Origin of the sequence: Pseudomonas sp. CCOS 191 (assembly GCF_001007005.1) — a bacterium.
Lineage (GTDB): Bacteria > Pseudomonadota > Gammaproteobacteria > Pseudomonadales > Pseudomonadaceae > Aquipseudomonas > Aquipseudomonas soli.
Genome location: NZ_LN847264.1, coordinates 1,405,001 through 1,416,891 on the forward strand (window position 1 = coordinate 1,405,001; position 11,891 = coordinate 1,416,891).

6 protein-coding genes, 2 tRNA genes and 3 rRNA genes (1 of these 11 cut by a window edge) are annotated in these 11,891 nt (G+C 60.7%); 10 read left to right on the forward strand and 1 reads right to left on the reverse strand.

Annotation, left to right across the window (positions count from 1 at the left end; translation table 11 throughout):
• The 10 genes from CCOS191_RS06385 to CCOS191_RS06430 all read left to right on the forward strand — a co-directional run.
• Positions 1–83, forward strand: a 16S ribosomal RNA gene (locus CCOS191_RS06385); it begins 1,454 nt to the left of the window's first position.
• An 86-nt stretch (positions 84–169) separates the two neighbouring features.
• Positions 170–246 (forward strand) — tRNA-Ile (locus tag CCOS191_RS06390).
• A gap of 24 nt (positions 247–270) precedes the next feature.
• Positions 271–346 (forward strand) — tRNA-Ala (locus CCOS191_RS06395).
• Positions 347–593: 247 nt separating this feature from the next.
• Positions 594–3,487: ribosomal RNA gene (locus CCOS191_RS06400) — 23S ribosomal RNA — on the forward strand.
• 137 nt (positions 3,488–3,624) lie between these two features.
• Positions 3,625–3,740 (forward strand): 5S ribosomal RNA (gene rrf, locus CCOS191_RS06405).
• The 16S, 23S and 5S rRNA genes sit together here with 2 tRNA genes alongside, the layout of an rRNA operon.
• A 408-nt stretch (positions 3,741–4,148) precedes the next feature.
• On the forward strand, positions 4,149–5,792 hold the full coding sequence (locus CCOS191_RS06410) for an acetolactate synthase large subunit (protein ID WP_023629316.1): 1,644 nt from the start codon (positions 4,149–4,151) through the stop codon (positions 5,790–5,792).
• Between the two features lie 164 nt (positions 5,793–5,956).
• The gene (locus CCOS191_RS06415; protein ID WP_046854506.1) at positions 5,957–6,511 is read left to right on the forward strand and encodes a UPF0149 family protein; all 555 of its coding nucleotides are present in this window, start codon (positions 5,957–5,959) and stop codon (positions 6,509–6,511) included.
• 177 nt (positions 6,512–6,688) lie between these two features.
• Positions 6,689–7,318, forward strand: coding sequence for a glutathione S-transferase family protein (locus CCOS191_RS06420; RefSeq protein WP_046854507.1), 630 nt, complete (start codon positions 6,689–6,691; stop codon positions 7,316–7,318).
• Between the two features lie 18 nt (positions 7,319–7,336).
• Positions 7,337–9,352, forward strand: coding sequence for a 2Fe-2S iron-sulfur cluster-binding protein (locus CCOS191_RS06425; RefSeq protein WP_046854508.1), 2,016 nt, complete (start codon positions 7,337–7,339; stop codon positions 9,350–9,352).
• 46 nt (positions 9,353–9,398) lie between these two features.
• Positions 9,399–10,298 (forward strand): LysR family transcriptional regulator, encoded by a 900-nt coding sequence (locus CCOS191_RS06430; protein WP_046854509.1) that lies wholly within the window; start codon positions 9,399–9,401, stop codon positions 10,296–10,298.
• Positions 10,299–10,466: 168 nt separating this feature from the next.
• Here the strand turns inward: CCOS191_RS06430 and CCOS191_RS06435 are convergent, their stop codons facing one another.
• Entirely contained in the window at positions 10,467–11,888 is a 1,422-nt protein-coding gene (locus CCOS191_RS06435; RefSeq protein WP_046854510.1) for an aminotransferase-like domain-containing protein, read from the reverse strand.
• Between the last annotated feature and the right edge of the window lie 3 nt (positions 11,889–11,891).

Consider the following 11,891-nt stretch of genomic DNA (forward strand, 5'->3'; position numbering starts at 1 on the left):
CGGTTACCACGGTGTGATTCATGACTGGGGTGAAGTCGTAACAAGGTAGCCGTAGGGGAACCTGCGGCTGGATCACCTCCTTAATCGAAGACATCAGCCTGCTGATGAGCTCCCACACGAATTGCTTGATTCATTGTGTAAAGACGATGCTGTAACGCGACCCTGTTATAGGTCTGTAGCTCAGTTGGTTAGAGCGCACCCCTGATAAGGGTGAGGTCGGCAGTTCAAATCTGCCCAGACCTACCAATTACTTGGTGCGGCTGGTCAAATGGGGCCATAGCTCAGCTGGGAGAGCGCCTGCCTTGCACGCAGGAGGTCAGCGGTTCGATCCCGCTTGGCTCCACCACTCTTTCAGGTTTCGCAGCACTGCTCAGAACTTAGAAATGAACATTCGTTGATGAATGTTGATTTCTGACTTTTGTCAGATCGTTCTTTAAAAATTCGGATATGTGATAGAAATAGACTGAATGCCAGTTTCACTGCTGGTTATTCAGGCTAAGGTAAAATTTGTGAGTTCTGCTCAGTAATGAGCGAAATGCGAATTTTCGGCGAATGTCGTCTTCACAGTATAACCAGATTGCTTGGGGTTATATGGTCAAGTGAAGAAGCGCATACGGTGGATGCCTTGGCAGTCAGAGGCGATGAAAGACGTGGTAGCCTGCGATAAGCTTTGGGGAGTCGGCAAACAGACTGTGATCCAGAGATCTCTGAATGGGGGAACCCAGCCAGCACAAGCTGGTTATCTTGTACTGAATACATAGGTGCAAGAGGCGAACCAGGGGAACTGAAACATCTAAGTACCCTGAGGAAAAGAAATCAACCGAGATTCCCTTAGTAGTGGCGAGCGAACGGGGACCAGCCCTTAAGCTGGTTTGAGATTAGTGGAACGCTCTGGAAAGTGCGGCCATAGTGGGTGATAGCCCCGTACACGAAAATCTCTTGCCAGTGAAATCGAGTAGGACGGAGCACGAGAAACTTTGTCTGAACATGGGGGGACCATCCTCCAAGGCTAAATACTACTGACTGACCGATAGTGAACCAGTACCGTGAGGGAAAGGCGAAAAGAACCCCGGAGAGGGGAGTGAAATAGAACCTGAAACCGTATGCGTACAAGCAGTGGGAGCCTACTTTGTTAGGTGACTGCGTACCTTTTGTATAATGGGTCAGCGACTTATATTCAGTGGCGAGCTTAACCGAATAGGGGAGGCGTAGCGAAAGCGAGTCTTAATAGGGCGCTTTAGTCGCTGGGTATAGACCCGAAACCGGGCGATCTATCCATGGGCAGGTTGAAGGTTAGGTAACACTGACTGGAGGACCGAACCGACTACCGTTGAAAAGTTAGCGGATGACCTGTGGATCGGAGTGAAAGGCTAATCAAGCTCGGAGATAGCTGGTTCTCCTCGAAAGCTATTTAGGTAGCGCCTCATGTATCACTGTAGGGGGTAGAGCACTGTTTCGGCTAGGGGGTCATCCCGACTTACCAAACCGATGCAAACTCCGAATACCTACAAGTGCCGAGCATGGGAGACACACGGCGGGTGCTAACGTCCGTCGTGAAAAGGGAAACAACCCAGACCGTCAGCTAAGGTCCCAAAGTCATGGTTAAGTGGGAAACGATGTGGGAAGGCTTAGACAGCTAGGAGGTTGGCTTAGAAGCAGCCACCCTTTAAAGAAAGCGTAATAGCTCACTAGTCGAGTCGGCCTGCGCGGAAGATGTAACGGGGCTCAAACCATGCACCGAAGCTACGGGTATCACCTTTAGGTGATGCGGTAGAGGAGCGTTCTGTAAGCCTGTGAAGGTGAGTTGAGAAGCTTGCTGGAGGTATCAGAAGTGCGAATGCTGACATGAGTAACGACAATGCGAGTGAAAAACTCGCACGCCGAAAGACCAAGGTTTCCTGCGCAACGTTAATCGACGCAGGGTTAGTCGGTCCCTAAGGCGAGGCTGAAAAGCGTAGTCGATGGAAAACAGGTTAATATTCCTGTACTTCCAGTTATTGCGATGGAGGGACGGAGAAGGCTAGGCCAGCTTGGCGTTGGTTGTCCAAGTTTAAGGTGGTAGGCTGAGATCTTAGGCAAATCCGGGATCTCAAGGCCGAGAGCTGATGACGAGTGCTCACTAGAGCACGAAGTGGTTGATGCCATGCTTCCAAGAAAAGCTCCTAAGCTTCAGATAACTGGGAACCGTACCCCAAACCGACACAGGTGGTTAGGTAGAGAATACCAAGGCGCTTGAGAGAACTCGGGTGAAGGAACTAGGCAAAATGGCACCGTAACTTCGGGAGAAGGTGCGCCGGTGAGGGTGAAGCACTTGCTGCGTAAGCCCACGCCGGTCGAAGATACCAGGCCGCTGCGACTGTTTATTAAAAACACAGCACTCTGCAAACACGAAAGTGGACGTATAGGGTGTGACGCCTGCCCGGTGCCGGAAGGTTAATTGATGGGGTTAGCGCAAGCGAAGCTCTTGATCGAAGCCCCGGTAAACGGCGGCCGTAACTATAACGGTCCTAAGGTAGCGAAATTCCTTGTCGGGTAAGTTCCGACCTGCACGAATGGCGTAACGATGGCGGCGCTGTCTCCACCCGAGACTCAGTGAAATTGAAATCGCTGTGAAGATGCAGTGTATCCGCGGCTAGACGGAAAGACCCCGTGAACCTTTACTATAGCTTTGCACTGGACTTTGAGCTTGCTTGTGTAGGATAGGTGGGAGGCTTTGAAGTGGGGACGCCAGTTCTCATGGAGCCATCCTTGAAATACCACCCTGGCAACCTTGAGGTTCTAACTCAGGTCCGTTATCCGGATCGAGGACAGTGTATGGTGGGTAGTTTGACTGGGGCGGTCTCCTCCCAAAGAGTAACGGAGGAGTACGAAGGTGCGCTCAGACCGGTCGGAAATCGGTCGTAGAGTATAAAGGCAAAAGCGCGCTTGACTGCGAGACACACACGTCGAGCAGGTACGAAAGTAGGTCTTAGTGATCCGGTGGTTCTGTATGGAAGGGCCATCGCTCAACGGATAAAAGGTACTCCGGGGATAACAGGCTGATACCGCCCAAGAGTTCATATCGACGGCGGTGTTTGGCACCTCGATGTCGGCTCATCACATCCTGGGGCTGAAGCCGGTCCCAAGGGTATGGCTGTTCGCCATTTAAAGTGGTACGCGAGCTGGGTTTAGAACGTCGTGAGACAGTTCGGTCCCTATCTGCCGTGGACGTTTGAGATTTGAGAGGGGCTGCTCCTAGTACGAGAGGACCGGAGTGGACGAACCTCTGGTGTTCCGGTTGTCACGCCAGTGGCATTGCCGGGTAGCTATGTTCGGAAGAGATAACCGCTGAAAGCATCTAAGCGGGAAACTTGCCTCAAGATGAGATCTCACTGGAGCCTTGAGCTCCCTGAAGGGCCGTCGAAGACTACGACGTTGATAGGTTGGGTGTGTAAGCGCTGTGAGGCGTTGAGCTAACCAATACTAATTGCCCGTGAGGCTTGACCATATAACACCCAAGCAATTTGCGCTGAGGCCAAATTGTGGTGGTGAAGACGAAACGAACCGAAAGTTCGCGACGAACCACACATATCGCATATCCGAATTGGCTGGCATGTCTGCAAAGACGTACTGGCAACCGAATTTCTTGACGACCATAGAGCATTGGAACCACCTGATCCCATCCCGAACTCAGTAGTGAAACGATGCATCGCCGATGGTAGTGTGGGGTTTCCCCATGTGAGAGTAGGTCATCGTCAAGATTCATTTCGCAAAACCCCTATCTGCGCGAGCAGGTAGGGGTTTTGTCTTTGTGCCCGAAAAATCGGCAGGCCATATCAACAGCAAGCCAGTTCTCACGGGTACTGCGCGGTCAGTGTGGGAGCCGGCTTGCCGGCGATGCGCCGCGTAAGCGGCGCTCTCTATGGCTGATTGGCTTCATCGCAGGACATCCCTGCGTTCACCGCAAATATCCTTTGCTCATCGACTACCTCACACCGCCTCGTCACAGGTGCGACAATATTGCCGTCACATTAAGTGACTTCCCCGCACCTACCCTGCGTCAAGGCTTAGGTTCGGGGCAATCCTGGCACCCGGACCGAGCGATGCCAGCGTACCGTGCTGCGCATTTCTGGACTTTCACCGTCCTATTACTTGAGGTTAGAAGCAAGATGGCCAAGGCCGCCGATGTCGTTGTGCAATGCCTGGAAAACGAAGGTGTCGAGTATGTGTTCGGCATTCCTGGTGAGGAAAACCTCGACCTGCTCGAGTCCCTGCGCAAGTCGAAGATCAAGCTGGTACTGACCCGCCACGAACAGTCTGCGGGCTTCATGGCCGCCACCTATGGCCGCCTGACCGGCAAGACCGGCGTCAGCCTGTCGACCCTCGGTCCTGGCGCGACCAACCTGGTGACCGCCAGCGCCTACGCCTACCTGGGCGGCATGCCGATGATGATGATCACCGGCCAGAAGCCGATCAAGAAGTCCAAGCAAGGCCGCTTCCAGATCATCGACGTGTGCGGCATGATGGACCCCATCACCAAGTACACCCACCAGTTCGCTTCGGCCGACAACATCCCTGCGCGCATGCGTGAAGCCTTCCGCCTGGCCGAGGAAGAGAAGCCGGGCGCCGTGCACCTGGAACTGCCGGAAGACATCGCCGCCGAGCAGACCGACGCCCTGCCGATCCCGCGCAGCCTGCACCGTCGCCCGCTGGCCGAGCACGTGGCCATCGAAGCCGCCGTGCAGAAGCTGCAGAACGCCCGCAACCCGATCCTGGTGATCGGCGCCGGTGCCAACCGTAAGATGACCGCCAAGGTCCTCAAGCAACTGATCGACAAGACCGGCATCCCGTTCATCACCACCCAGATGGGTAAAGGCGTGGTCGACGAGCGCCACCCGCGCTTCCTGGGCAACGCCGCGCTGTCCTCCGGCGATTTTGTACATCGTGCGGTTGAAGCCGCCGACCTGATCGTCAACATCGGCCACGACGTGATCGAGAAGCCACCGTTCTTCATGGTTCGTGGCGGTACCGAAGTGATCCACGTGAGCTTCCGTTCGGCCGAGGTGGATGCCGTGTACTTCCCGCAGGTGGAAGTGATCGGCGACATCGCCAACGCCGTGTGGCAGATCAGCGAAGCGCTGACCGACACCAGCCACTGGGACTTCACCCGCCTGATGGCCATCCGCGAAGCCAACGAAGCGCAGATCGCCGAAGGCGCCGACGACAACCGCTTCCCGGTCTACCCGCAGCGCATGGTTGCCGACATCCGTCGCGCCCTGCCGTCCGAAGGCATCGTCGCCCTGGACAACGGCATCTACAAGATCTGGTTCGCCCGCAACTACAAGGCGCACAAGCCCAACACCGTGCTGCTGGACAACGCCCTGGCGACCATGGGCGCCGGCCTGCCATCGGCCATGGCCTCGCACCTGGTCTACCCGGATCGCCCGGTGATCTCGGTCTGCGGCGACGGCGGCTTCATGATGAACAGCCAGGAGCTGGAAACAGCAGTTCGCTTAGGGATGCACATCACCGTGGTGATCCTGCGTGACGACGGCTACGGCATGATCCGCTGGAAGCAGGCCAACATGGGCTTCACCGATTTCGGCCTGGACTACGGCAACCCGGACTTCGTCAAATACGCCGAAGCCTACGGTGCCAATGGCCACCGCGTGGAGAGCGCCGAAGGCTTCCTGCCGCTGCTCGAACACTGCATCAAGACCCCAGGCGTGCACGTGATCGACTGCCCGGTCGACTACAGCGAGAACGACCGCATCCTCAACAGCGAGCTGCGTGAGCGCGCGCTGGCGGTCTAAACCGTAGCACCCTCATCGCGGGGCAAGCCCGCTCCCACGTTGTGCAAGAACAACGTGGGAGCGGGCTTGCCCCGCGATCGTTTTATTGGCGCGGTGAATGCCTGCGCCGCTTTTCCCATGTGTTAGGGTGCACCCATATTTTGTTTCCTCAGGACTCCTACCCCATGCTCCCCGCGCTCAGCGAAAAAGAACTCGACCGCCTCGAAGACCTGCTGATCACCTACGGCAACGATTATTCGGTACTCAACCTCGCCGAGCTCAACGGTTTCTTCACTGCTCTGGCCAGCTCCCCCAGCAAGGTCAACCCTGAGCAGTGGTTGCCTTCTGTCGCCGGTGGCAAGGTGCCCAAGTTCAAGAAGCCCGCCCATGAAGAAGCGTATACCGCGCTGATGCTGCGTTATGCCAGCCAGGTGGCCGAAGAGTTGGCCACCGATCTCGAGGGCTTCGAACCGATGTTTGAAGAGGGCGAGAGTGAAGAGGGCCCGGCGATCATTCTCGAGGAATGGTGCTTCGGCTACATGCGCGGCACGCAAGTGGCCGAGTGGAGCGAGCTGCCGCCAGAGCAGGATCGTCTGCTCAAGGCCATTTCGCTGCATGGTTTGGAAGACAACTTCGAGCTGCTCGACTCGATGAGCTTCGATGAGCGCCAGGCCTGTGTACCGCTGGTGGTCGAGGCGGCGCGGGGGTTGTACCAGCACCAGAAACAGCACCGGCATTGAGATCGTAACCGCGGGTGCGTGGGAGCGGCGATGCGGCGACCCGACCTGCTCCCCGATCGTGATTATTCCACTTGCCGAAATACTGGATTGCTCCCAGCACTGATTCTGCTGCCGGTCGATCCAGTGCAGCATGTCCTCCAGCAGCGCCACTCCCGGCGCTGACCTGGAGCCCCGCACATGCCAAGCCCGATCAAGCTCTACAACTTCCCCAAGTCCGGCCACGCCCACCGTATCGAGCTGATGCTGTCACTGCTCGAACTGCCTACCGAGCTGGTATTCGTCGACCTGGCCAAGGGTGAACACAAGCAGCCTGAGTTCCTGGCCATCAACCCCTTCGGCCAGGTGCCGGTGATCGATGACAACGGCATCGTCATCGCTGACTCCAACGCCATCCTCGTCTATCTGGCCAAGGCCTATGGCGGCGAGCGCTGGTTGCCCGAAGATCCGGTCGGCGCCGCCCGTGTGCAGCGCTGGTTGTCGGTGGCGGCAGGCCCGCTGGCCTTCGGCCCGGCCGCCGCACGCCTGGTGACTGTATTCGGCGCCTCGTTCAACACCGACGAAGTGATTGGCCGCGCCCATACCCTGCTCAAGGTGATCGACGCCGAACTGGCCAAGGGCCCGTTCCTGGTTGGTGACCAGGCGACCATCGCCGATATCGCCAACTACTCGTACATCGCCCACGCCCCCGAAGGCAATGTGTCGCTGGAGCCGTACGCCAATGTGCGCGCCTGGCTGGCCCGGATCGAGGCGCTGCCGGGCTTCGTGCCGATGCCACGCACTGTCATCGGTTTGCAGACCACGCTCTGAACCCAGAGGAATGCCGCCATGCGATCGCCCTGGCATGCAGGTGAAAAGCGGCTGCAGGAGCAAGTCGGTGTTGCAGAGCGCATGGAGGTGTTCGGCCAGAAGGTCATCCGCGACTTCATGCCCGACCAGCATCGCGCGTTCTACCAGCAGTTGCCGTTCCTGGTGGCCGCTGCCGTGGATGCCGCCGGCACCCCTTGGGCGACGCTGCTCGAAGGCGCGGAAGGTTTCGTCAGCTCGCCCGATCCCCGGCAACTGCTGATCGGCGCCGCGCCTGCCGCTGATGACCCGGCCACGCCGGGCCTGGTGGATGGCGGTGCCATTGGCTTGCTGGGGATCGAGCTGCATACCCGGCGACGCAACCGGCTCAATGGCCTGATCCGTCGGGCAGGCAACGGTCAGCTGGAGGTGGTGGTCGAGCAGTCGTTCGGCAACTGCCCCCAGTACATCCAGCTGCGCGAATACACCCGCGTCGATGAACCGCCGCAGGCGCGTCGGGATTCATCGGCACTCGATGCCGCGTCCCGCGCGATGATCGAAAACGCCGACACCTTCTTTGTCGCCAGCTACGTCGAGCAGGAAAGCGGCCAACGTGCCGTGGACGTGTCTCACCGCGGTGGCCGCCCTGGTTTCGTCAGGGTCGAAGGCAATCGCCTGACCATTCCGGACTATGCCGGCAACCTGCATTTCAACACTCTCGGCAATTTGCTGGTCAACCCGGTTGCCGGCCTGTTGTTCGTCGACTTCACCACGGGCGATGTGCTGCAGGTTTCAGGGCGAACCGAGGTGGTTCTCGAAAGCCCGCTGATCAGCGCTTTCGAGGGGGCCGAGCGCATCTGGACCCTGGACATCGAGCAGGTGGTGGTCCGCCCGGCTGCGATGTCGTTGCGCTGGGCCTTCCAGGAGTACGCCCCCACCAGCTTGATGACCGGTACCTGGAGTGAAGCCGAAGAGCGCCTGCAACAGCGTGAGCGCCAGCGCCAATGGCTGACCTGGCGCGTGCTGCGTATCGAGCAGGAAAGCCGCGATATCCGTTCGTTCTACCTGCAACCCGAGGAGGGTACGGCGGTGGCCTTCGCGCCCGGCCAGCATATTCCCGTGCGCTTGCAGGTTGATGGAGAGGCACCGCTGATCCGCACCTACAGCCTGTCCAGCGCACCGTCTGATGGCCACCTGCGCATCAGCGTCAAGGCGCAGGGGCCTGCCTCACGCTATCTGCACCAGCAACTGGAGGTCGGCGACCCTTTGCAGGTGCGCCTGCCCATGGGCAGCTTCACCCTCGATCACACCAGCGACTGCCCCCTCGTGCTGGTCGGGGCGGGCGTCGGCATCACCCCGTTGATCGCCATGCTGCGCGAACAATTGGCCTTGGGGCTGGGGCGGCGCATCTACCTGTTCCACGGTGGCCGTACGCTGGCCGACCTGCCGTTCCAGCACGAGCTTGCCGAACTCCAGCAACACGCCGGTGGCCTGCTGAGCATTCACCGCGCCTTGAGCCTGCCCGAACCCCAAGCCGTGCAGGGCCGCGACTATGCGTTCGCCAGCCGCCTGAGCATCGAACAGATCAAGGCCACGCTGCCATTGGACGACTACGACTTTTACCTGTGTGGCCCGGCCAGCTTCACCCAGGATCTCTACGAGGGGCTGCGCACGGTGCATGTCCCCGACGCCCGCATCCATGCCGAAGCCTTCGGCCCTTCGACCCTGCGCCGCCATACCGACGACAACCAGCCCACCCTGCAGCAACCGCCGCCCGCCAGCGAGCCGGTGCCGGTGTACTTCGCCAGCTCCGCCAAGGAAGCGCGCTGGGCACCTGGTGGCGGTACTTTGCTGGAACTGGCGGAGAGTCGTGGCCTGTCGCCGGACTTCAGTTGCCGCGGTGGCTCCTGCGGCACCTGCAAGACCAAGCTGGTCAGCGGCCAGGTCCACTACCCGAACCCACCAGCCGAGCTGCCCGAAGCCGGTAGCGTGCTGATCTGCTGCGCGATTCCGGCCCAGGCCGAGGACGGCGCGCAAGCCGTGGTGCTGGAGCTCTAGCGTGCGCACAGGGATAATCGCCCCACGACAACGCGTGGGGCGCGGCATGGACCAGATCCACCTGATGAAAGTGTTCGTGGCCGTCGGCGAGCTGGAAAGCTTCGCCGCCGCCGCCCGCCGCCTGGCCATCTCGCCAGCGGCGGTGACTCGCGCCGTCAGCGCCCTGGAGGAGCAGCTCGGGGTCAAGCTGCTGCTGCGCACCACCCGCAGCGTGCGCCTGACCGAGGCCGGCGGGCGCTATCTGGAAGACACCCGGCATATCCTCGCCAGCATTATCGAAGCCAACGAAGCCGCCGCCGGTATCAATGCCGCGCCTAAGGGCGACCTGGCGGTGACCGCGCCGATCCTGTTCGGCAAGAAGTTCGTCATGCCCTGCATCGTGCGTTACCTGCAGCAGTACCCCGAGGTGGACGTCTCGGCGTTCTTCCTCGACCGCGTGGTGAACCTGGTGGAGGAGGGCATGGACGTGGCCGTGCGCATCGGCCAGTTGCCCGACTCGGGGCTGAAGGCGCTGCGGGTGGGCAAGATGCGCCGGCTGCTGTGCGCCTCGCCCGAGTACCTGGAACGCCATGGCACGCCGCGGCATCCCTCGGAGTTGCAGAAGCACGAGGTCATTGCCGCCGGGACGCTGTCACCTCGCACCGACTGGCGTTTCGGCGCCATAGACGACCCGACGCTGATCCGCATGAAGCCGCGCCTGACCGTGACCAGCAACGACGCCGCCATCGCCGCGGCCAGTGCCGGGCTGGGGATCGCCCGGCTGCTGTCGTACCAGGTGGCGGATGAGGTCGCGGCCGGGCGCTTGCAGGTGATCCTGGCCGAGTACGAGGAAGCGCCCTGGCCGATCCATATCCTGCATCGCGAGAGCAAGTATGGGTCGACCAAGGTGCGTACCTTCATCGACATGCTGGCCGAGCATCTGCGTAGCCATGCGCACCTGAGCTGACTCGATAATTTCAGTCAGATAACGTGACAGGGGCCGCTTTGCGGCCCATCGCCGGCAAGCCGGCTCCCACAGGTAATGTGCAGGCTTGAGGAATTGCGCGGTGCCTGTGGGAGCCGGCTTGCCGGCGATGGGCTGCGTAGCAGCCCCATTGACCTAAACTGACTGATATCAGCCTTGTCCCGCCTGCTGTGCGCATTCCGCCAGCGCTCTCAACCCGCCCATCACCTCCGGCGTAATCACCCGCCCAAGGCACACCCGCAACCCCGTGCCACATTCCCCATCGGCAAAGAACATCCCGCTGTCGCCCACCTTGCATCCGCGCTCGGCGGCAAGCCCTCGCAACACCGCCATATCAGTCCCTTCCGGCAATTCGAGCCAGTGGATGAATCCTCCAGCAGGCGCCACATACCGCGTCCCCGGCGCAAACTCCGAGCGCACCAGCGCCTCCATCACCTCGGCCTGCGCCGCCAGCCGCCCACGCAGCTTCGCGCAATGTGCCTCCATGTACCCGCGCCCGATGAACTCGTCCAGCACGCGCTGGGCCAGGCTCGACACCGCCAGGTTGCGCGAAAACAGCTGGGCCAGGATCGCGTCCCGATAACGCCCGGCCACGCACCAGCCCACCCGGTAGCCCGGCGCCACGGTCTTGGAGAACGACGAGCAGTAGATCGTCTGCCCGGTCGCGTCGTAGTGCTTGATCGCCTTCGGGCGCTGCGCCTCGTCCACCAGGTCGAAGAAGATGTCGTCCTCGATGATCGGCACATCCGCAGCCTGCGCCAGGCGCGAAAGCTCGGCCCGCGCGGCATCGGGCATGATGAAGCCGCGAGGGTTCTGCAGCGTCGGGTTGAGGAAGACCACATCGACCTTCTTGCGTTTCAGCGCCCATGCCAGGTGGTCGAGGTCCATGCCGCTGCCTGCGTGGGTGCGCATGGGCAGGGCGCGCATCCCCAGGCGTTCGATGGTCTGCAGGATGCCGTAGTAGGTGGGTGTCTCGATGGCCACCGTGGCACCCGGCCGGGCCACGGCCTCGAGGGCCAGCTCCAGGGCCACGGTGTCGCCCGAGGTCACCAGGATTTCATCCGGGCCGCAGGCCACGCCGCGCTGCAGCATCAGCCCGGCGATACGTCGGCGCAGCGAGGCCAGGCCAGGCGGGGCGATCAAGCCGGCCAGCGGCTGATCGGCCTTGCTGGCCAGGGTCGTCAGGCATTTGTTCAGCAGCACCTGGGGCGTGAGTTCGTCGTGCAGTACCGCCGAGCTCAACGACAACCCGCCGTTGCTGGCGGCCTGGGCGAGCATGGCGACCACCGCGTGGTTGACGTTGACGCTGACACTGGCGAGGTCAAAGCCCTGCACCTGGGCCGCGCCCTTGGCGACGAAGTACCCTACCCGGGGCGTGGCCTGCACATAGGCATTGGCTTCCAACTCCGCGAGTGCTCGTTGCACCGTGGCCAGGCTGCTGTCGAACAGCCGCGCCAGCTCGCGCACCGAGGGCAGTTGCGTGCCGGTGGGCCATTCGCCGCTGTCGATCTGGCGCAGCAGCCAGGCGTTGACCGTGTGCCAGCGTTTGTCGGGCTTGGGGGTGCTGTCCATGGG